General features: G+C 29.2%; 18 protein-coding genes and 2 pseudogenes. 11 read left to right on the forward strand and 9 right to left on the reverse strand.

Annotated elements, in window-relative coordinates; translation table 11 throughout:
- Nucleotides 1-309: 309 nt before the first annotated feature.
- Complete coding sequence (locus CLPU_RS11015) at nt 310-744, reverse strand: C40 family peptidase (RefSeq protein WP_050355717.1); 435 nt, start codon at nt 742-744, stop codon at nt 310-312.
- A 595-nt stretch (nt 745-1,339) separates the two neighbouring features.
- Between CLPU_RS11015 and CLPU_RS18255 the strand changes: the two are divergent.
- From CLPU_RS18255 to CLPU_RS11060, 10 genes and pseudogenes are all read left to right on the forward strand, one after another.
- A pseudogene (locus CLPU_RS18255) lies at nt 1,340-2,728 on the forward strand (ABC transporter substrate-binding protein); the annotation flags it as partial.
- Nucleotides 2,729-2,842: 114 nt separating this feature from the next.
- Complete coding sequence (locus CLPU_RS18260) at nt 2,843-3,724, forward strand: sensor histidine kinase (protein WP_422717877.1); 882 nt, start codon at nt 2,843-2,845, stop codon at nt 3,722-3,724.
- 324 nt (nt 3,725-4,048) lie between these two features.
- A complete protein-coding gene (locus CLPU_RS11025) occupies nt 4,049-4,831 on the forward strand; it encodes a Na-translocating system protein MpsC family protein (RefSeq protein ID WP_235436160.1) in 783 nt (260 codons plus the stop codon).
- 334 nt (nt 4,832-5,165) lie between these two features.
- Entirely contained in the window at nt 5,166-6,497 is a 1,332-nt protein-coding gene (locus CLPU_RS11030; protein ID WP_050355720.1) for a uracil-xanthine permease family protein, read from the forward strand.
- A gap of 83 nt (nt 6,498-6,580) precedes the next feature.
- Nucleotides 6,581-7,384, forward strand: a complete 804-nt coding sequence (locus CLPU_RS11035) for an FAD binding domain-containing protein (protein WP_050355721.1) — start codon at nt 6,581-6,583, stop codon at nt 7,382-7,384.
- A complete protein-coding gene (locus tag CLPU_RS11040) occupies nt 7,374-7,841 on the forward strand; it encodes a (2Fe-2S)-binding protein (RefSeq protein ID WP_050355722.1) in 468 nt (155 codons plus the stop codon). The genes CLPU_RS11035 and CLPU_RS11040 overlap by 11 nt, the downstream gene beginning before the upstream one ends.
- Nucleotides 7,825-10,152 carry a xanthine dehydrogenase family protein molybdopterin-binding subunit gene (locus tag CLPU_RS11045; protein ID WP_050355723.1) on the forward strand — a complete coding sequence of 776 codons (2,328 nt, stop codon included), beginning with the start codon at nt 7,825-7,827 and terminating at the stop codon, nt 10,150-10,152. The genes CLPU_RS11040 and CLPU_RS11045 overlap by 17 nt, the downstream gene beginning before the upstream one ends.
- Before the next feature lie 352 nt (nt 10,153-10,504).
- The gene (locus CLPU_RS11050; protein ID WP_050355724.1) at nt 10,505-11,242 is read left to right on the forward strand and encodes a L,D-transpeptidase family protein; all 738 of its coding nucleotides are present in this window, start codon (nt 10,505-10,507) and stop codon (nt 11,240-11,242) included.
- A gap of 546 nt (nt 11,243-11,788) precedes the next feature.
- The gene (locus tag CLPU_RS11055) at nt 11,789-12,298 is read left to right on the forward strand and encodes a ferritin (protein WP_050355725.1); all 510 of its coding nucleotides are present in this window, start codon (nt 11,789-11,791) and stop codon (nt 12,296-12,298) included.
- 206 nt (nt 12,299-12,504) lie between these two features.
- The gene (locus tag CLPU_RS11060) at nt 12,505-14,622 is read left to right on the forward strand and encodes a methyl-accepting chemotaxis protein (RefSeq protein WP_050355726.1); all 2,118 of its coding nucleotides are present in this window, start codon (nt 12,505-12,507) and stop codon (nt 14,620-14,622) included.
- 111 nt (nt 14,623-14,733) lie between these two features.
- Here the strand turns inward: CLPU_RS11060 and CLPU_RS11065 are convergent, their stop codons facing one another.
- Both CLPU_RS11065 and CLPU_RS11070 read right to left on the reverse strand, forming a co-directional pair.
- A complete protein-coding gene (locus tag CLPU_RS11065) occupies nt 14,734-14,940 on the reverse strand; it encodes an alpha/beta-type small acid-soluble spore protein (RefSeq protein WP_050355727.1) in 207 nt (68 codons plus the stop codon).
- Nucleotides 14,941-15,054: 114 nt separating this feature from the next.
- Nucleotides 15,055-15,606 carry a manganese efflux pump MntP gene (locus tag CLPU_RS11070; protein ID WP_200898567.1) on the reverse strand — a complete coding sequence of 184 codons (552 nt, stop codon included), beginning with the start codon at nt 15,604-15,606 and terminating at the stop codon, nt 15,055-15,057.
- Between the two features lie 236 nt (nt 15,607-15,842).
- Between CLPU_RS11070 and CLPU_RS11075 the strand changes: the two genes are divergently transcribed.
- Entirely contained in the window at nt 15,843-16,277 is a 435-nt protein-coding gene (locus CLPU_RS11075) for a metal-dependent transcriptional regulator (protein ID WP_235436161.1), read from the forward strand.
- Nucleotides 16,278-16,420: 143 nt separating this feature from the next.
- On the opposite strand, the gene CLPU_RS11080 is transcribed toward CLPU_RS11075, so the two are convergent.
- The 6 genes and pseudogenes from CLPU_RS11080 to CLPU_RS11105 all read right to left on the reverse strand — a co-directional run bounded on the left by CLPU_RS11080 (nt 16,421) and on the right by CLPU_RS11105 (nt 21,849).
- Entirely contained in the window at nt 16,421-17,812 is a 1,392-nt protein-coding gene (locus tag CLPU_RS11080; protein ID WP_050355729.1) for a nucleoside recognition domain-containing protein, read from the reverse strand.
- A complete protein-coding gene (locus CLPU_RS11085; RefSeq protein ID WP_050355730.1) occupies nt 17,805-18,578 on the reverse strand; it encodes a FeoB small GTPase domain-containing protein in 774 nt (257 codons plus the stop codon). Before CLPU_RS11085 ends, CLPU_RS11080 begins: the two co-directional genes overlap by 8 nt.
- A gap of 14 nt (nt 18,579-18,592) precedes the next feature.
- Nucleotides 18,593-18,838, reverse strand: a complete 246-nt coding sequence (locus CLPU_RS11090; protein ID WP_050355731.1) for a FeoA family protein — start codon at nt 18,836-18,838, stop codon at nt 18,593-18,595.
- Nucleotides 18,839-19,133: 295 nt separating this feature from the next.
- Nucleotides 19,134-19,514, reverse strand: a pseudogene (locus tag CLPU_RS11095) (manganese catalase family protein); the annotation flags it as partial.
- 36 nt (nt 19,515-19,550) lie between these two features.
- Nucleotides 19,551-21,149, reverse strand: coding sequence for a recombinase family protein (locus tag CLPU_RS11100; RefSeq protein WP_050355732.1), 1,599 nt, complete (start codon nt 21,147-21,149; stop codon nt 19,551-19,553).
- 154 nt (nt 21,150-21,303) lie between these two features.
- Entirely contained in the window at nt 21,304-21,849 is a 546-nt protein-coding gene (locus CLPU_RS11105) for an ImmA/IrrE family metallo-endopeptidase (protein ID WP_050355733.1), read from the reverse strand.
- Nucleotides 21,850-21,858: the final 9 nt, after the last annotated feature.

The following is a 21,858-nucleotide window of genomic DNA, read 5'->3' on the forward strand; positions in this document are numbered from 1 at the left end:
AAGAAGCTTAAAATAATAAGGAATTATAATTAAATTTTCTAAAATTATATGAGAAAAAAGAATTGAAAATTACTTATGAATTCCTAAAAAAAAATACATATAATTATATGTATTTATGGAAATATGATTTATTTATAAAAACTAATGTAAAAAATAATAAAATTAATGGACTTAAGTATGATTATATAAACAGCTTACTTAGATAGTAAAATTTAAAACTTTGAAATATACATAGTGTGAATAATACAGAATTTTAAATATTTTTACTAACTATACAAGTACTTTCTATATAAAAATCTTAAAAACATATTAACTTTCTATGATTCGTACAGCACCCCTAAATCTTTTTTTCCAATGACGTTCTAATTTGCTTATAAGTAATCCACTTTTAGGAGACATATGAGCAAACAAATTATTGTCTATTATTACTCCAGAGTGAGTTATAACATCATGATTAACTACAAAATATGCTAAATCAAGAGGTTTAAGATCATCTATACCAACTTCTTTATAGCCCAATTTTCTTATAGCTTTTATATATCTTTCCGGATTATTTAAATACCAATCTTTTTCTATATATTTACCATCATCACTAGGAATATCTATCCCGAATTCTTTGTAAAAAAGAATAAGGAATCCTAGACAATCAACGCCTTCTTTTAAAGAACGTCCATTATGAACAAATCTTACTCTTCTAAATTTATTTAAGACTTGTTTTATCTTTATTTTTAGATCTTCAGACATTATTTTACCTCCCTAAAAAATAAATATAGTCTATATCATAATATGAAAATTAGAAAAATTAGTGAAATAAAAAGTTTGAGCTACAGATTCACAAAACAATCTTAAAAATCATATATTATAATAAGTCATCCACAAATTGGAAAGACTTAAATTTACTCATAGTAAGAAATACGAAATGAGGTGAAATACATGGGTAGAGCGGATGGTGTAAGTAGTGAATTACTATTTTTCTTCTTACTATTGGTTGTACTGTTTATGCCTTGTGGTAGAGGGTGTTGGTAGAAAATAATAATGTAAATATTAATTTAAATTAGGGGTCTATATAGACCCCTAATTTTGTGTTTAAAGCTAAAACAAGGTAATAATTAATATTGAAAAGTCAAATCATATTTAATAAAATATAGAAAAGATACTAAATCTATAAGTATAATATTTTAATAGATTAAAAACATTTAATATAGAAGAGGGGGTAGCCTTGGCTAATTATATTATTAATAAAATAAGAAAATATAAATTTAAGGTAATAATATTTTCTTTAGCTATACTTCTGGTCCCATCAACTGCATTTTCTGAAAAAAAAGATAAAAATCAAAAAGTGGTACTTCAATTGAGATGGAATCATCAATTCCAATTTGCAGGATACTATGCAGCTAAATGGCTAGGATATTATGAAAAAGAAGGTTTAGATGTTGAGATTAGGTCAGCCCATGGTGACAATGGTAACCTCACCTTGGCTCCAGAAGAAGTAGCATCAGGAAGAGCTGACTTTGGAATAGGGTCATCAGATATCTTACTTGCTCAAGATAAAGGTGCAGATCTATGTGTTGTAGCATCCTTATTTCAAAGAAGTCCAGTAAAGTACTATGCAAAATCAGAATTACCATATGAGTCTATTGTTGACTTTACCAAGCTTAAAGTTGCAAGAAGAGAAAAAGACTTACTTGATATTGAATTGCAAGCAATGTTAATAAGTGAAGGAATAGATCCAAAAATTTTACCACTGATTAATAAGGAAACAGAATTCACAGTTGAAGATCTGGAGCCAGGAAAGTATGATATTATACCTGGACATGTAGGAGGAACTATCGAGTTTTACGCTAAAAAAAGAGGTATAAAACTAAAAACTATAAAACCTATAGATTATGGTATAGATTTTTATGGAGATTCTCTTTTTACAACAAGAAGTCTTGCAGTTCAAAATCCCGAACTTGTAGAAAGCTTTAGAAGAGCTAGTATGAAAGGATGGGCATATGCATTGGAACATCCTGACTATATTATTGATAGAATGGGTAAGGAACTAAGCAATAGTGAACATAAAAGTAAGAAAGACTTTATTGAATATAATAAGTTTCAGATAGAAAAAATTAAAGAACTTACTTTATATCCTGTAGTAGAACTAGGAAATATTAACCCCTATAGATGGGAAACAATGAATGAAGTTATGGGAAAACTTAATTTCGTTACTAATAAGATAGATAGAGATAAATTTATATTTAATTATCAAAAAGTATTGAATAGTAAGTACAAAAGGATGGAGAGAGCATCCATACTGTTTCTTATACTTTCTTTCTTTCTTTATATAATTATATTTTTATTTAACTTATCATCAAAAAACAAAATGCTGCAAAATCAAATAATAGAGAGAAAGCAAGCTGAAAACAGAATAAGAAAAGGAAAACAAAGATATGAAGCTATATTTAATAGTGCAATAGTTGGAATTATAGTAACTTCTAAAACTAACGAAATTATTCAAGTTAATCAAAAATGGTGTGATATGATAGGATACACGCAAGAAGAATTAATAGGTAGAAATATAAAAGATATTATATCTGAAGATGGAAATGAAAAACCAAATGAGCTTATAAATAAACTAAATACTGGTAAAATAAATAACTATGAGGTAGAACAAAAGTATATAAAGAAAAATGGAGAAGCACTCTGGGGAAGATTAATCATGACTACCATATTTGATCAAGATAATGAAACAAAAGTATATCTTAATATGGTAAGTGATATAACTAATAGAAAAATAGAGCAAGAAGCTGTAAAAAGAAGTGAAAAGAGATTTAGAAGAATAATTAATGAGGTAGCATCTGAAATTTCTCAAACAGATAATATAGCTGAACTATTTAATAAAGAAAATTTAGATAAATTAAAGTATACAGAAGATGACAAGAACAAAGTTTCTCTAAAACTTGAAAAAATAAATCTTGAACTAGAGAAGATGTTTAAAAAAGAACTTGACGAAAATAAAAGAAAAGAAGCGTTAATAATTCATCAAGCAAAGCTTGCTGCAATGGGAGAAATGATAGGAAATATAGCACATCAGTGGAGACAACCATTGAATAGTCTAGGATTAATAATATCTAATATTGAGGATAGCTATATGTATAATGATCTTAGTAATGAATATTTACACTCTTCAGTTCAAACATCTAAGAAATTGATATCCCAAATGTCAAATACTATTGATGATTTTAGAGACTTTTTGAAGCCTAAAAATAAAAAAGAAGAATTTTGTTTGTATGAGTGTATAGTTTCTGTACTTGAACTATTTGAAGAAAACCTAAGATTCAATAATATAAAAGTTATATTTGAAAACATTGTAATGGAAAATGCTTTTGGGTATGAAAACCAATATTCCCAGGCTATATTTAATATAATTTCTAATTCAATAGATGCTTTAGCTTCTACGGGCAGACCAGATAAAAAAATTGTTATAAGTATATATTTGGAAGATGATAAAATAGTATCAGAATTCACAGATAATGGTGGAGGAATAAAAGAAGAAATAGCAGATAGAATATTTAATCCTTATTTTACTACAAAAAAAGAAAAACAAGGTACAGGTCTTGGACTTTATATAACTAAAACTATTATTGAAAATAACATGGGAGGAAAGGTAGAGTGGAAAAATCAAGAAGAGGGAGTATCTATGAAAGTTTCTTTACCCAAAGATGGTGGTAAAAAAAATTTATAAATATTTTTCACGAATTTAAATTAATGACATACTATAATAAAAAGCACTCCTTTATTTAATTAAAACTACTTATAAAAGAGTGCTTTTTAATTGAAATAATATAAATGTTGAAAAAAGGGGACTTATTTAATAGAATAGTAAGAAAGGAAACATAATCTTTAATAAAGCTTCAATAATAAGGTAAAGGCTTATACAATTATAAATTTTAATTACTATTATACCTAAATAAAGCAAAGGAAAACGATTTATAAACTACAATATAAAAAATATATAGGTAAAAGTATATATCTATAGTTGCCATACAAATAGGTAGGAGTGATGAATTTGCTAAATATTAGCGAAAGGGGTTTACTAAGTAACATAAGGTTACTTCTTGTAGAGGATGAAGAACTTGCCAGAGATGAACTTTCAAGATTTTTAAAAAGAAGAGTAGGAAAGCTTTATATAGCACAAAATGGACTAGAAGGTCTAGAAAAAATAAAAGAATATGATCCAGATATGATAGTTACAGATTTAAAAATGCCTAACATGGATGGGCTTGAAATGATAAGAACGGCAAGAAAAAACGGATATGATGGAGCAGTTATAATAGTTTCAGCTCTTTCTGATAGTGAAACTATTTTGAAAGCTGTCGATGTAGGAATAGTAAAGTATATGGTAAAACCAGTAGACACTGAAAAACTAATATTAACTATGGGAGATTTAGCTTCTAATATATTAAAAACTAAAATGAATCATACGGTTATAGATGATAAACTTTTAATTGACAAAGATGCTAAACGTGAAATAGAGCAAAAGATAAGAGGTGAAATAGCACATTTTATAAAATCTTGTACCGGAAAAGGACCTAGAAATGTTCAAGTATTTATACAGGGTAATATAATAAGTGTAAAAGCTGAAGGGGTACTAACACTTTTAGAAAGTACCTTAGTATCTAACAATAAAAATAATAGTTTGGTAAATTACAATAGGAGACTTTTGTACTTAGAAAATAAACGTCTAATAGAAAAATCTATAGAAAATATTGTAGAAACTAAGGTTAATTTGTTGGAAATAGAAGTAGATTCGTGCAAAAACTTTGATTTTGTAAAATTTTCGTTTTTATAGCTTGTAATTATATTAACGATATGTTAGAATATCATTGTAATCATAATGTAATGTTAAAGTAATATCAATGTAATAAACATTGTGATGACATAATATAAGTGTAATATGAATATAATGTGATATTAATATATGCTAAATTGGATACGTTTTCGTAAGCCAATTTGGTTAATTTTTAAAAAATTATATATATGTGTGCTTGACAATCATTGAAGAAAACGTTTTAGTTAGGCTTTAATAGGTCAACACTTAAGAATTCTGTAATAGGTTCTTTTGTGTTGTCCTTTTTTTATATAATTCATAAAATTTTATTTATATTTTTAAAGGGGGAGTATCCATGAGTAAAGAGGCTTCTATTTACGAGTTAGAAGGCAAACCGAGTCTTAAAGTAGCGATTCCTTTAGGACTACAACACGTTTTAGCAATGTTTACTGGAAATATTGCACCTATAATTATTTTAGCAGGAGTAATAAATATAGCAGAGGCTGACAGGGTTTTAATGATTCAATCTGCTATGATAGTAGCAGGTCTAGTTACTTTAGTTCAGTTATATCCAATCTGGAAAGTTGGATCAGGATTACCATTAGTTATGGGAACAAGTTTTGCGTTTGTTCCGACTGTATTAGCTGTGGGACAGAAGTACGGTCTAGCAGGAGTATTAGGTGGATCACTAGGTGGAACTTTAGTAGAGGTATTATTAGGATTTTTCATAAAACCACTTCGTAAGTTTTTCCCGCCTATAGTTACAGGTACTGTATTGATTGCGATAGGATTATCTCTTATACCTACAGGTATAAAATATTTTGCAGGTGGAGAAGGAGCCAAAGACTTTGGTTCACCACAAAACTTAATTTTAGGACTTATTGTTCTTTTAACAGTTATATTATTACAAAGATTTGGTAAAGGTGTATTTAGTATAGCAGCTATTCTTATAGCATTAGTATTAGGATATATTATAGCAATTCCAATGGGTAAAGTTGACTTTACTGGAGTATCTCAAGCAGGATGGTTCAGCTTACCTAGACCTTTAAAATTTGGATTAGAATTCCATCTTGACGCGATACTAAAATTCGCTGCTGTATATCTTATAGCGGGACTTGAAACAATAGGTAATATTTCAGCTATTGCATCAAGTGGATTAGATAGAGAAGCAACGGACGATGAAATGACAGGAGCAGTATTAGCTAATGGATTCGGTAGTGCATTTGCATCAATATTCGGAGTACTTCCAAATATCGGATTTGGTCAAAATGCTGGTATTGTAGCTATGACTAAAGTAGTTAATAGATTCTGTGTTGCTACTGGAGCTGCATTTTTAGTATTTGCAGGTATAGTACCTAAATTTGGAGCAATATGTGCGGCAATGCCACCAAGCGTATTAGGTGGAGCTGTAACAATGATTTTCGCTAGTATAACTGTTAGTGGTATAAAAATGGTATCAAGTAAAGGTATAGATTCAAGAATTTCTACTATATTATCTGTTTCATTAGGAGTTGGAATAGGATTTAGTCAAGTTCCAGCAGCGTTAGAATTTATGCCAGCATTCTTTAAAGGATTCTTTGGAGATCCTGTGGTTGCAGCAGGTATATTAGCATTAATTTTAAATATAGTTTTCCCAGAAAAAGCTGAAAAAAAAAGTGATGAAAAAAATAATTTAGCAACTGAATAAAAAGGTTAATAATACAGCAAAAATTTGTTATTATATAAGTATAAAGCTAGATTTTCCGATTCCTAAAAAAAAGGAGTGAGAATGTGATAACGATTAAGGAATATATAGTGCCTAAAAGTATAGAAGAAGCATACGAGCAGTTTAGTGCTAAGAAAAAATCAACACTAATTGGTGGTGGAGCATTCATAAGAATGGGCTCCAAAAATATACCGGCTGCTATTGACTTATCAAAAGCTGGATTGGACTATATTAAAGAAAATGAAGATACAATTGAAATCGGAGCAATGACTACATTTGGAGATATAGAGCACTCCGAATTATTAAAAGAACATTTTAATGGAGTCCTACCAGAATCTGTTAAAGAAATAGTAGGAATGCAATTAAGAAATTTAGTTACAGTTGGAGGAACAGTATATACAAGATATGGATTCTCAGATTTCTTAGCAGGTCTATTAACTTTAGATGTTCAAGTAAAACTATATAAACAAGGATTAATTCCATTGGATAAATTCTTGGAAGAAGGTGCACCAGAAAGAGATATACTGGAGTGCATAATAATTAAAAAAGAAAATAGAAAAGCTGCTTATAAAGCAGTCAGAAACTCAATGGGAGATTACGCAATACTAAATGTTGGTGCCTCAAAATTAGATAATGATTACAGATTAGTAGTTGGTGCAAGACCACGTAGAGCCACATTAGCTAAAGGAGCTATGGAATACCTAAACAAGAATGGTGCAACAGAAGAAAACATAGATAAAGCATGTGATATGGCATCTGAAGAAATCGTTTTCGGAGATAATGCAAGAGGAAGTAAAGAATATAGAAAAAGCGTTTCCAAGGTCTTGTTAAAGAGAGCTCTAATGGAGGTTGTTAACAATGATTATTAATGTTAAGATAAATGGATTGAAAAAAACCTTAGATGTGGAACCAGATGAATATTTAGTTGATGCGTTGAGAAGATATGGATATATAAGTGTAAGGCAAGGCTGTGATACAGGAAACTGCGGTGTATGTACAGTACACCTTGACGGAAAATCAGTTTTATCTTGTATTGTATTAGCAGCTAAGGCAGATGGACGTGAAGTAACAACAATAGATGGAGTAAAAGAAGATGCAGAAAGAGTAGGAAGATATCTAGTTGAAGAAGGAGCAGAGCAGTGTGGATATTGTAGTGCAGGAACTATAATGAGTATTCTTTATCTAGAAAAATGTGTAGAAAATCCAACTGATGAAGATATATTACACTATTTAGCTGGAAATCTTTGTAGATGTACAGGATATGAAGGACAAGTAAGAGCGATAAAAAAATACTTGGAGGCGAAGAAAAATGAAGATAGTAAATAAGCCATATTCTAAGATAGATGGAATGGGATTAGTTACAGGAAAACCAGTATATACAGAAGACCTTGCACCCAAAGATGCTCTTATAGTAAAAATATTAAGAAGTCCTCATGCATTTGCTAGAATAAAAAGTATAAATAAAAGTATAGCTGAAAAAGTACCTGGAGTAGAATGTGTATTTACACACGAAGATGTAGAAAAAATAAGATTTACAAGAGCAGGACAATGTTGGCCAGAATTATCTCCATACGATACATGTATATTAGATGAATACGTGAGATATGTTGGAGATGAAGTAGCTATAGTAGCTGCTGTTGATGAAAAAACAGCGATGAAAGCTTTAAAAATGATAAAAGTAGAATATGAAGTATTAGATCCAGTTCTTAGTCTTGACGAGGCAGATGGACATTCTTCAATGGTTCATCCAGAGGAAGACTCTTATACACTGGCAGAGTATGGATTTGATAGAAAGAGAAATATAGCATGTCAAGTTGAGCTTAAACTAGGAGAACTAGATAAGGCTCTTGCAGAAAGTGAAGTTGTATTAAAAAGACAATATAGAACACAAGCACAAGCACAAGCTATGATGGAAACTCAAAGAACTTTTACGTATATGGATATGCATGGTAGATTAGTAGTTGTTTCAGCTACTCAAATACCTTTCCATGTTAGAAGAATATTGTCAAATGCTTTTAAAATGCCAGAAAGTATGATAAGAGTAATAAAACCAAGAATAGGTGGAGGATTTGGGGCAAAACAAACAGCTGCATCAGAATTCTTCCCAGCATTAGTGACACTTAAAACAGGAAAACCAGCAAAAATAGTATACGATAGAAGAGAAGTATTTAGAGCTACATCTTCAAGACATGAAATGAAACTGGAAGTTACTTTAGGAGCAACAAAAGAAGGAAAGATAAAAGCAATAAGATTAGATGCGGTTTCAGATAAAGGTGCATATGGAGAACACTGTAATAGTGTTATAGGTGCTGTTGGTAAAAAAGTATTAACACTATATAATAAAGCTGATGCTTATGAGTTTAACGGAAAAGCAGTATATACAAATCATCCTGTAGGTGGAGCCTTAAGAGGATTCGGAGTAACTCAAGGTGTATTCGCACTTGAAACAATAATAAACGAATTAGCTGATCAACTTAATATAGACCCAGTTAAAATAAGAGAAATGAACATGATTAAAAGAGGCGAAACTACTGAGCTATTTAATCTAACAACAAAAGACTGGGGTAGTGAACCAATGTACATGGATGGTTGCTTCCTAGAAGAGTGTGTTGAAAAAGGAAAAGAATTAATCAAGTGGGATGAGAAGTATGGTAAGAAAGTTGTAAATGGATCTAAAGTTAGAGGTCTAGGTATGGCTATAGCGCAACAAGGTTCAGGATTACCTAAAATAGATATGGCTTCAGCTGTATTGAAACTTAATGCAGATGGATTCTTTAACTTAACAATGGGTGCAACAGATATAGGAACAGGTAGTGATACTATATTAGCACAAATTGCTGCTGAAGGATTAGGTGTTGAATTAGATAAGATAGTAGTTTATTCATCAGACACTGACTTAACACCATTTGATAGTGGTGCATATGCTTCAAGTACAACATATACAACAGGAAATGCGGTTATAGAAGCAGCACTAAATATGAAAAATTTAATAATAAAATATGGTGCTGAGTACTTTAAAACAGAAATAGAAAATATAGAGTTTGATGGAGAATATGTAAGAAGAATAGATAATGGTGAAGAAATAAGTCTTGCAGATTTTTCAAAGAAATTGACATATAATATTCTACACACACAATTAGTAGCTACAGGCTCATATGTTCCAGAAAGAACAGCTGCACCATATATGGCAGGATTCGCAGAAGTAGATGTAGACACAGAGACAGGAAAAGTTGAAGTTGTAGAATTTGTAGGAACAGTTGATTGTGGAACACCTATAAATCCAAAACTTTCTAAAATACAAATAGAAGGTGGAATAGTAACTGGAATAGGTCTGGCTTTATATGAAGAGGTAAGATATAGTCCAGAAGGAAGATTAATGACGGATACATTTATGGAATACAAACTTCCTACAAGAACAGACATTGGTAAAGTTACAGCAGAACTAGTTGATGCATATGAACCATCAGGTCCATATGGAGCAAAATCAATAGGTGAAGTTGTAGTAAATACATGTGCACCAGCAATTGTTGATGCAGTATATAATGCTTGTGGTGTAAGAATTAGAGACTTACCAATTACACCAGAAAAAGTATTACGTGCTTTAGAGGAAAAAAAGCAAGCTGAAAAACAAAAATAAGTTAATAACTATTATTATTAATAGTTAATATAAATTTCATTATTAAAGAGAAGATTAATAGAACTACCCCATCCATTAAAATTTAATACTCAGAAAGAAGTGTATTCACTTCTTAATAAATGGTTGCTTACTACTCAAATGTTTTAATACTTTGATTATCATCTCTATGTTAATGTATTAAATTTTAACATAAGCTTCTATTAATCTTTTCTTCTTTTCTAATAAATTATCATTTCTCTAATAAGGATAAAGTCATATGACTTTATCCTTTATCATTTATATATTTAATTCATAGTACAAGTTTTATTTAGATAAAAACCTCCATATAATAAAATATATAAGGAGGGATTATATGGCCAAACGTATTTTGCTAATAATAATTGGTTTTATATGCGTAATTACTGTCATATTAGTTGGAACTTTCATTATTAATAATGTTAATAATAAAGATATAAACTCCAATAATAAAAATATTATTCGTGTAAGTAAAATGAATTCAAATAATAAAGAATTTAAGATATTAATAGAAATTGATACAAAGTATTTATATCTGATAGATAAAAATAGTAATACTATAGTAAAAAAATACATAGTAGCAACAGGAAAAGAAGAAACTCCGACTCCAATAGGAAGTTTTAAGGTTACTGATAAAGGAATGTGGGGAGAAGGATTTGGTACTAGATGGTTAGGTTTAAATGTTCCATGGGGAAGATATGGAATACATGGAACTAATAAACCATATTCAATAGGATCAAATGCATCACAAGGTTGCATAAGAATGAGAAATCAAGATGTAGAAGAACTATATAACTTTGTAAGACATAATATGTCAGTGACTATAATAGGGGGTCCTTTTGGACCTTTTAATCATGGTTTTAGAACTTTAACTCCTGGTGATAGGGGTTCAGATGTACAAGAAGTACAGAAAAGATTAAAGATAAAAGGATATTATAGTGGAGATATAGATGGTGTATATGGTGAATCTTTAAAAGATTCCTTAATAAGATTTTTAAAAGATAATAAAATGAAACTTACAGATGAAATAGGAGATGAGATATATGAGAAATTGGACATTATATTGACAGAATAAGACCTTTTGTTATTTCTTTTGTAAAAAAACCTCAAATTTAACTATAATTGAACTTAAACTACCTTTACAAAGTAATTGTATACAATTATAATTTAATAGCAAATGGAACTAATAATTGTAAATAAAAATTGTTTACAGCTTCAATGTAAAATAAAAAAGATAATTTTTAATACAGGAGAGGGATCATTTAAATGTTAAGAAGTAAAAGGTATGAAATAAAAAGAGGCTGTTTATTCTATAGGGAGGATCTAGCTTTTAAAACGATAATACACGAGACTATGTGGAGAATTTTAATGAAAGCTAAAGGATATAAAATAAAAGAACTCCTAAAAAATTGATAACATTTAGTTAATATTCATGATGATGCCATATAACTTATACTTACTTAAAAGTATAAGTTTTTTTATTTTTAGCAATATCAAGATAAGTTGGAAAACTTGTTTAGAAATAATGAAAAATATGGTATAATTAGTTTACGTATAATAAAGATTAAGTATTACTAGAATGGGTATAACTATTAATGATACACATAAGGAGGTAGATTTTATGTTGTCTGAAAGACTATTAGAAGGTTTAAATGATCAGATAAACTATGAATTTTTATCAGCTCATTATTATCTAGCTATGGCTGCATATTGCGCAGATCAAGATTTAGATGGATTTGCAAACTTCTTTGTAGTACAAGCAGAAGAAGAAAGATTTCATGCTATGAAATTCTATAATTTTGTAAATGAGTTAGATGGAAGAGTAAAAATAACTGGTATAGAAAATGTTAAAAATGATTATGAATCAATACTAGATGTATTTAAGTCAGCATTGGCTCATGAAAAAACAGTTACTAAAAGAATATATAACTTAACTGATATAGCTACTGAAGAAAGAGAACATGCTACTATTAGTTTATTAAAATGGTTTGTAGATGAACAAGTTGAAGAAGAAGCAAGTATGAAGTCAATATTAAAAAGATTAGAAAGATTAGGCGATGATATTCACGGTGTATATATGCTAGATCAAGAACTAGCTCAGAGAACATTTGTACCGCCTACTAATGCATAATAGATAAAGTTTAAAAATACCTTAGGTTATATAACCTAAGGTATTTTTTATATAGAAAAATCCACCTTCTTATAAATAAAAATTAGATTGTTAATAGATAATTATGATCGTTTACATAAAATTAACTAATATATAACACTGCCTTAATAGGAGTAAATAGATAAATGTGGAAATTAGTAATACTCTTATTAAGGGGGGATAATATTATGAAAATAAAGAATAAGGTTAAAAAGATAAGAAGTATATTAGGTGTAGGGTATTTAGGAAAAAAATTAAACTTTAAAAATATTCTGTACAAGATTTTGAGAATCAAAATAACAAGTATGAAGTATAAGTTTTTAATCCCTACACTTATAATGATCCTAGTATCGACCTTATCTATTGGGATTGTAGGTTATTTTACACAGAAAGGAATCATAAATCATCTATTAGAAGAAATGGTAAGGTCTCAGCTAAATAATTTCAAAAAGGAGATATCACAAAGTGAGGTTAACTATTTAAAATCCAAAAATTCTGTAGACAAATATTTAGTTAAAATAGCAAGAAGTATTGCTGGACAAATAACAAAAATTCCAGAGAGCGAATTAAATAAAGAGCTTAAAAATATTTGTGATAGAATTCAAGTAGATAGGATAAGAATTATAGATGAAAATGGAATGTCTAAGTGGAGCAGCAATGAAGAATTAGATAATTTTGATTTTAATTCTAGTAATCAATCAAGAGCTATCCTAGAAGGAATAAATAATAAAGATTTTTATATAATTCAAGAGTCAATAAAAACAAGAGATGGACAAACAATGCACTTTGTTGCAGTAGGTAGAGAAGATAAGCCAGGAGTAATTCAAATTGGAATAAGAACATCTTATATTGAAGATATGATTAATTTATATGATATAAAGGCTGTTGCCAAAGGAAGTAAATTTGGAAAGAATGGATATATGTTTGTAGCAGATAAAGATGGTAATATTATTAGTCATCAAGATACTCAAATTATAGGGAAAAATTTAAAAGATTTTAGTTGGGGAAAAGATATAGTAAAAATGAGAAAAGGTTCATTTGGATTTTCACATAATGGAGAAAAATATTTTGTAGCTTTCGAGCGACATTATAAAAATCAGATATTAGCATCAGTTATGCCATCAGGGAGTTATATATCAGGAATAAACTCATTTGCTGTAAATGTCGCTTTGTTTACTATTATTATCATAATTATAACATTTGGAATTATAAGTATATTAAATAATAAAGTGATAACGAACAGAATAAATAAGGGAATAAAATTTATAAAAGAAATAGAACATGGAAATTTAAATGTGAAAATGGAAATGCATAGCAAGGATGAAATTAGCTTATTAATGACAGGTTTGGAAAATATGAAAGAAAATTTAAGAGAAATATTACTCATTATTTCAAATTTCGTTAATAAGATAAACAGTACAGTTACGTTATTATCAGATTCTTCGTACCAAACTAACTCATCTAGTCAACAGATAGCGGTATCTATAAATCAAATAGCTGTTGGAGCAAATAATCAAGTAAAAGAAATACATGATAGTGTTAATAAGCTAGAAGACTTAGCAAAAGGAATAGTACAAATAGATACTAACTTTAAAGTTATAGAAGAAAAGGCTAAGGATATAAAAAAACAGAATAATAAAGGATTAGAAACTGTAAAACTATTAAAGGAAAAGTTTATAAAAAATGAAGAATCTACCTTAGTAATGAAAGATAAGATGAAAAACTTGTCCTATAAATCTGACGAAATACAGAATATAGTGGAAGTTATAAATGACATTGCTCAACAGACTAATCTTCTTTCTCTTAATGCTTCTATAGAGGCTGCAAGAGCTGGTGAATATGGAAAGGGGTTTTCTGTAGTAGCTAATGAAATAAGAAAACTGGCAGAAGAAAGTATGAGCTTTTCAAAAAAAATAGGAGGTATAATAAAAGGCGTAAGAGAAGATATAAAAGATGTAGATACATCAGCAAATATAGTATTAGGCACAGTTATGCAATCAGGAAAAATTTTAGAGTATACAATAAGTGATTTTAATACGCTAAAGGAGTCTAATGAAGTTATATTTGAACTGATCGATAAACTATATGTAATTGTAGATAAGTCAAATAAGGATAAGGAAAAGATGATAATGTCTATGAATAATGTTGTATCTGTCTCTGAAGAAACAGCTGTTTCTACTGTAGAAATTTCATCTTCGACTCAAAAACAATTATCTGAATTTGAAAAGATAAGTGAAACAGCTAATGAACTAAATGACATATCATGTGGTCTATCTCAAATTATAAAAAAGTTTAGTGTTGATTAGATATAATATAATCGTTATTTAATAATATAGAGAGTTATAGAAAATAAAAAACAAAGATGAAAACACATTTTCATCTTTGTTTTTTATTTTGTGTAATATTTATATTAATAATTATTTAGATAAGTTTCTTTGAGCTGTTTCAACTAGTCTTTTAGTTATACTTCCACCTACAGAACCATTTTGTCTAGAAGTTAAGTTACCTTTATCTATTGATTCATAGTTACTTAAACCTAATTCACTTGCTATCTCAGTTTTCAATTGATTTAAAGCTTGACGAGCTTCAGGTACTACTAATTTATTACTTGAATTGTTTGGCATTAAAAACATCTCCTTTTTGTAAAGTTATTATGTTAAATGAGTGTAATAGTATTATGTGTAAGAAAAGTCATTGTAATTCAAGTAAATATATCAAACAAAGGAATTAAAAACCACCTAGAAAAGTATCATTTTTAATCCAAATATAATAAGAATTAGTCCACCTAGAAAATCCATGTATTCATTAATAAATTTATTTTTTTTAATTTTTTTTGAAATCATAAAAGCTACTACAGTTAAAAAAGAAGAAGTCATACCTATAAATATTGTATTTTTAAAAATCAGTGATTTAAAATCTATGTTATTAAAAGTAGAAAATCCAACAACTAAAGCATCTATGCTAACACATATTCCTAATAAAAGTACTAGAAAAATATTTAGTTTTTTTACTTCCTTTTCTTCAGAAAAACCTTCTTTAAACATTAATACTCCAACTAGAAGTATTATTATACCACCTATTTTAGAGGGTAATTGGAATACATATGTGTTGAATAGACTCCCACATATACCACCCATACTAGCAAATAAGAATTGAAAAAAGCCAAAAGAAAAAACAAAAGCAAGAGCAATCCTTTTATTTATATTTTTATCAAGTCCTACAGATATAGCTACTCCAAAAGCATCTAGCGCTAGAGCAAATGAAACTAAGCTCAAGTCTATTATTGACATTAACACTCCTCCCATATTTATATAAAAAAACTTTTTATTTATACATATAAATAAAATTGAAAGCATTTTATAGAAAGTTATACTAGGATAAATCTCTATGAAACTATATAAGCATAGTTAATCATATGATTGAAGTTACAAATTAAGTAATAAAAATATTAAAAATTTCATATTGGTTTATATATAAGGGTTAAATAAATTAAGAAATATAATATGTATAAATAGAAAGGGGTGGTATGATGCTATCTCCGAGTTCTGAAGATTATTTAGAAGAGGTGTATAGACTTTCCTTAAATAAGGATGAGATTAGAATAAAAGATATAGCAGACTGTTTAAAAGTATCCATGCCTTCTGTAGTTAAAGGGCTTAGGAAACTTAGTATACTAGGATATGTTATTTATAGTCCGTATGAGAGAATAGAACTTACTGACAAAGGAATAAAGAAAGGTAAATTCTTAGTAGAAAGAAATGGTATACTAAAAGAATTTGTAAAGATAATAGGTTCAAAATGTGATATAGAAGAAGAAGCTGAAGCTATGGAACATTATTTAACTATATCTACAATTAAAAGTATAGAAAAATTAGTAAAGTTTTTTGAAACAAACGAAAGAATATTAAAAATGTTTAATGTATTTGAAAATGATAGTATATTAGATGATAATACAAAGTAAATAAATAAAGCAAAATTCTCGAATTTTTTATTAGAAAAAATAAATTAACTATAAGATTAAGAATTTTGCTTTTTTATTACTATAAAATTAAAAGTAGAATAAATTCTATTATTGCATTGATATTATATATTTTATTAAATATATTAGAATATGCCTATTAAATTAGCTAATGAATTTATTATAAATGTAACAATTATAGCGACACTTGTTGTAAGTAAGAATGTGAATAATGCCCATTTGGTACTATTTGTTTCTTTTCTTATGGTTAATAAAGTAGTTGCACAAGGAAAATGTAAAAGTGAAAATAACATGAAATTTATAGCAGTTATTATGTTCCAACCATTATTTAATAATAAATTCTTTAGACTATCCAGGCTCTCCAATTCTAACATAGCTCCTTTAGACATATAGCTCATTATCAAAATAGGAAGAACTATTTCATTTGCAGGTAAACCAAGAATAAAAGCCATTAGAATAAATCCATCAAGTCCTAATAGTTCACCGAAGGGATTTAGAAAACCTGCTACATGATTTAATATACTTACATCTCCTATAGTAATATTGGCTACCAGCCATGTTACTGCTCCAGCTGGAGCTGCAACTATAACTGCACGACCTAGAACGAATATAGTTCTATCTAAAAGAGATCTTACTAAAATAGAGCCTATTTGAGGCTTTCTATAAGGTGGTAGTTCCAAAGTAAATGATGATGGAACTCCTTTTAAAATAGTTTTAGATAAAATCTTAGATACTATTAAGGTTACATATATTCCTATAAGAACCATAAATACAATTGATAAAGATGCTAGTAATGAGCTATATTGAGAAGCTACAATTCCCCCAATAAATATCATAGATAATGATATAAGTATAGGAAATCTTCCATTACAAGGAACAAAGTTATTCGTGATTATCGCTATGAGTCTCTCTCTAGGGGAATCGATTATACGACAAGCAATAACACCAGCTGCATTGCAACCAAAACCCATACTCATTGTTAGAGCTTGCTTTCCATGAGTACCAGACTTTCTAAACATATTATCAAGATTAAAGGCTACCCTTGGTAGGTATCCTAAGTCTTCTAATAATGTAAACATTGGAAAAAATATAGCCATTGGAGGAAGCATTACAGAAACTACCCAACCTAAAGTTCTATATATACCTAAAACTAATATTCCATGTAACCAATCAGGTGCATTCATATAATTGAAAATACCAGTTATTTTGTCTTCTAGACTAAAGAAAAAGTCTGATAATAATTGGGATGGATAATTTGCACCTTCAATAGTTATCCAAAATATTATACCTAATAGTAAGAGCATTATAGGATAACCAGTTATTTTTGATGTTAAAATATTATCAATTTTTTCATCCCATTTGACTTTTCTTTTATCATCAACTGTAGTTACACTTTTAGATATTGTTTCGGCATTTTGATATATTGTAGAGACGATACTATCTCCTATAGACTTATCTTTCTTACTATGTATAAACTCTAAAACATCATCTAAGGGAGTTTTAGAATTATTACTCATCGTCAATTCCTCCTTCATAAGAATCATTTATTATAGAATTAATAGTACTTAATATTTTCTCATCACCATCTAATAGTCTTAGTCCAATCCATCTTGTATTAAATATATCACTTATTATAGGAGTAAGCTTTTCTTCAATTTGAGTAACTAAAGTTTCTATTGACTCTTCATATTTAACTTTGTAAGGCTTCAGTTCAAGCTTATTTTCCGTAAACTGATGAATTACTTCTAGTAGCTCATCAACACCTTTTCCATCTTTAGCAACTGTAGGGATTACGGGAACACCTAAAAATTCTTGCAACTTTTTTAGATCGATATATATGCCTTTTCTTTCAGCCTCATCCATTAAATTAAGGCAAACTATTACATTGTCGGTTATTTCCATTACTTGTAGTGCTAAATTTAGGTTTCTTTCTAGACATGTAGCGTCGGTTATAACTATAGTTAAATTAGGATTTCCAAAGCAAATAAAATCCCTAGCTACCTCCTCTTCTACAGAGCTAGCTAGTATTGAGTACGTGCCTGGTAAATCAACTAAAAGAAATTCTTTATCTTTATAAGTAAAAGTACCTTGTGCATTGGCTACTGTTTTACCTGGCCAGTTACCTGTATGTTGATTTAATCCAGTTAAATGATTAAATAGAGTGCTCTTGCCCGTATTGGGATTACCTGCTAAAGCAATAACTATTTGACTTTCTGACTTTCGCTGAATGTTAAACTTAGCTTTTAATAAGCTTAGTCCAGAAGATTGACTTGTTAATCCCATTATTTCACCTCCTTTTATACAATACTGACTACTATATTTTGAGCTTCTTCATTTCTAAGAGCTATGATAGAACCTCTAATATTATATGCAGTAGGGTTCCCAGAGGGACTCTTTCTTTCTGATTTTATAATAGAACCTGGAATAAGACCCAAGTCAAGAAATCTTCTTCTTTGATTTCCATTACTTACTATACATTGAACCTTAGCCAACTTTCCTACTGGAAGATCACTAAGTGAAACAAGACTTTTATCCGATTCCATAAAAATTCCTCCTTTTTAAATGTTAGACTAAGCTAACTTAAAAATAAAAAATAAAGACATATATTTGATTTTAAATTAGACTAGGCTAAGTTATTAGTAAAAAAATAAAGACATATATTTTAGCTATAACTTAGACTGGGCTAATTTTAAGATATAAAAAAAGTTAGTAAGTATATCATTTTTATAAAATGGCAGTGTTACTAACTTAATCTATAATATGATTGCATTAGGAAAAATGTTACAACAAATTTAATATTTTAAAAAGAAAAAAAGCTGGGGCATTACCCCTAGCTTTTTAATAATATTTCTTTTTATCTATATGTTCTTGAACTATGCATAAAGCTTCTCCAAATCTTTGGAAATGAACAACTTCTCTTTCTCTTAAAAATCTTAATGTATCTGTAACACCTGGATCATCACTTACATTTATTAAATACTCATAAGTAGCTCTTGCTTTTTGTTCTGCTGCTAAATCTTCATGAAGACTCGCTATAGGATCATCTTTAGACTGAATAAATGAAGCAGTCCAAGGATGACCTGCTGCATTAGAAGGATATAAGTTTTTACCATGACTTACATAATAGGATGCAAAAGGAGTATCCTTAATTTTTTCAACAGGAGCATCTTTTACAAGCTTCCAAACCAAAGTTCCAATTATTTCCCAATGAGCAAGTTCTTCAGTTCCACAATGTTATCAGTGATTCTAGTAAGATTAATCATTTAATTTTGGATATAAGATAAGCTCGAAATCATCAGGTTTTCCATGCCAACGACCACGCACTTCTTTAATGTATACTACTTTGTCTATTACTTCTTTAAGTAACTCATTTTTTTCAGCAGGAGTTTTAACTAAATTATATAATTTAAGAACTCTTTCTATTTTAGGAATTATTACTTTTTTACCTTTTTCTTTTGTAGATTCTAATCTGAGTGTTTCTAATAATTTATCTTTATCATTTTGAGCAGAAGAAGTTTTTTCGCTAATAACTTTTGAACGTTCAAGGAATTTTTCAGTTGAATATATCCCTTGTTCAAGTAAATCATGTATATTCTCCATTTGTTTTTCAAGTGTATTTAGTTCATCATCAAGCTTTTCGATAGTTTTCTTTATTAGATCTAGTTCCACATTACTTTGATTTTCGATTTCCTCAGATTCTAAGCTTAATTTATAATTCTCTAACCACTCTTCGAGAGTTTGCAATAATTTATCTTCAACTAGATGTAAATGAGAACTTACATTGTCGCATGAGGTTACAGGACACATTAAAGTATCCGGATATTTACCGCCGTATGGCCTTCGGTTCATTCTTCTGTTACACTTTCCGCATATAACTATACCAGCTAAAGGATTTTTTACAACATGCCTTGTAGGTACTGGTAGAGAAGGATTGGAAGCAAGATATTCCTGGGCTAAATTAAAAGTGTTATTATCGATAATCGCTTTATGTAGTCCGTCTACTAATATCATATCTTTTTCTTTAGCACGTGGACGTTCCTTTACCATCCTTCCATCAATCATTTTTTTGACTTGAGGACGAGAATTCCAACGTATTTTACCGATATACACAGGATTGCTTAAAATATCTCTAACAGTAGAGGGAACCCAGTCGCCACCATTTACAGTTGGTATTTTAAGTTCATTTAACTTTCTGACGATTAAAGATACTCCTAATCTCTTATAATCGCCACTTGATTGCTGTTCGCCCTTAGTATAAAGCTGAAATATCAATTTAACAATATCAGCTTGTTCTGAATGAGGTTCTAAGGTATATCCTTTTTCTTTTTCTAGTTTCTTTCTAACATAGCCATAAGGAGGTTTATTGCCTACATATTTTCCTTCCTTGACAGATTCCAACCTACCCCTTTGAAGTCTCCTATTTATAGTTTTATATTCTCGTCTAGACATAAATAGTCCGAACTCAAAGTATTCTTCGTCGAACTCGTCTTGTGGGTCATAGGTTTTCATAGGAGTTATTATTTTGGTATTAGAATATTTGAAAGTTTGAGAAACTAACCCTTGATCCATTGTGTCCCCACGAGCTAGACGTTCTACTTCGACCACTAAAACACCTCGCCACAATCCTTGTTCTACTGATGATAGTAATTCTTGCATTACGGGTCTAGAAGAGATAGTTTCACCACTAACTACTTCTTTATATATTTTAGTTATATTTAACTTTAACTTTCTGCCTAAATCCAATAATATTTTTTCGTGCCTTGCCAGAGTTTCACCTTCACCACTTGCTTCTGCTTCAATATCCGTCCTTGACTTCCTTAGGTATATACAGTATTCCGTACTTGTATTTAACAACGTTGTCACTCCTTTTCAAGAATGTTTGAAAGATATAGAAAATAGCTTTATTGCCTATTATATATAATAATACTATCTTTTTATATTAAGTACATCTTTAAGCTAATATTTAACATAGTTTTATAAAACATACGTTCGGTGCTTGGGTAAAAAATTATTCTATAGGTATATAGCCATAGAAGTTTTGTTTGTGATGAACTATTAAATTTAAGTCTTGTCCAAAAATTAAAGATAACCTGTATTCCATAAATTCATATGTAACGTTAAATAGCTCGGCTAATTCTTCTATCATTAAATATGTATTTTCCATAATTTTAACATTCTTTAGCATAAACATAGGACAAAGAAGGTAAGCAGACATTCTTTTGGCTTGTGATTCCTGCTTATCCAATATAATGTCTTTCTTATATTTAACTTGATTGCCACAGTGAAGTATTATGTGGGATAATTCCTCTGCTAGTTCTTGATTTTGTTCTTTAGGTGGCAGTTTATTATTTATTATAATTATAGCACTACTTTGTCTTATGATTACCCTACTATCTTGATCCATGCATAAGACTCTTATATTTCCCAAATTTCTTATAATTTTATGTAAGTTTATTTGATAAGGATGTATGATACTGTTTCTTACCAGAATTAAGTTAGCTTTGTCTTCTAAAAAATTTGTTTGCTTTACAGGTATAACCTCTTCTAAAGTCATATAGTCCCC

The organism is Gottschalkia purinilytica (assembly GCF_001190785.1).
Classification (GTDB): Bacteria; Bacillota; Clostridia; order Tissierellales; family Gottschalkiaceae; genus Gottschalkia_A; species Gottschalkia_A purinilytica.

Excerpts from the sequence above, each read along its gene's own strand:
- CLPU_RS11015 (WP_050355717.1), bottom strand. The coding sequence starts at position 744 with ATGTCTGAAGATCTAAAAATAAAGATAAAACAAGTCTTAAATAAATTT.
- CLPU_RS11030 (WP_050355720.1), top strand. The coding sequence starts at position 5,166 with ATGAGTAAAGAGGCTTCTATTTACGAGTTAGAAGGCAAACCGAGTCTT.
- CLPU_RS11040 (WP_050355722.1), top strand. The coding sequence starts at position 7,374 with ATGATTATTAATGTTAAGATAAATGGATTGAAAAAAACCTTAGATGTG.
- CLPU_RS11045 (WP_050355723.1), top strand. The coding sequence starts at position 7,825 with ATGAAGATAGTAAATAAGCCATATTCTAAGATAGATGGAATGGGATTA.
- CLPU_RS11050 (WP_050355724.1), top strand. The coding sequence starts at position 10,505 with ATGGCCAAACGTATTTTGCTAATAATAATTGGTTTTATATGCGTAATT.
- CLPU_RS11055 (WP_050355725.1), top strand. The coding sequence starts at position 11,789 with ATGTTGTCTGAAAGACTATTAGAAGGTTTAAATGATCAGATAAACTAT.
- CLPU_RS11060 (WP_050355726.1), top strand. The coding sequence starts at position 12,505 with ATGAAAATAAAGAATAAGGTTAAAAAGATAAGAAGTATATTAGGTGTA.
- CLPU_RS11065 (WP_050355727.1), bottom strand. The coding sequence starts at position 14,940 with ATGCCAAACAATTCAAGTAATAAATTAGTAGTACCTGAAGCTCGTCAA.
- CLPU_RS11070 (WP_200898567.1), bottom strand. The coding sequence starts at position 15,606 with ATGTCAATAATAGACTTGAGCTTAGTTTCATTTGCTCTAGCGCTAGAT.
- CLPU_RS11075 (WP_235436161.1), top strand. The coding sequence starts at position 15,843 with ATGATGCTATCTCCGAGTTCTGAAGATTATTTAGAAGAGGTGTATAGA.
- CLPU_RS11080 (WP_050355729.1), bottom strand. The coding sequence starts at position 17,812 with ATGAGTAATAATTCTAAAACTCCCTTAGATGATGTTTTAGAGTTTATA.
- CLPU_RS11085 (WP_050355730.1), bottom strand. The coding sequence starts at position 18,578 with ATGGGATTAACAAGTCAATCTTCTGGACTAAGCTTATTAAAAGCTAAG.
- CLPU_RS11090 (WP_050355731.1), bottom strand. The coding sequence starts at position 18,838 with ATGGAATCGGATAAAAGTCTTGTTTCACTTAGTGATCTTCCAGTAGGA.
- CLPU_RS11105 (WP_050355733.1), bottom strand. The coding sequence starts at position 21,849 with ATGACTTTAGAAGAGGTTATACCTGTAAAGCAAACAAATTTTTTAGAA.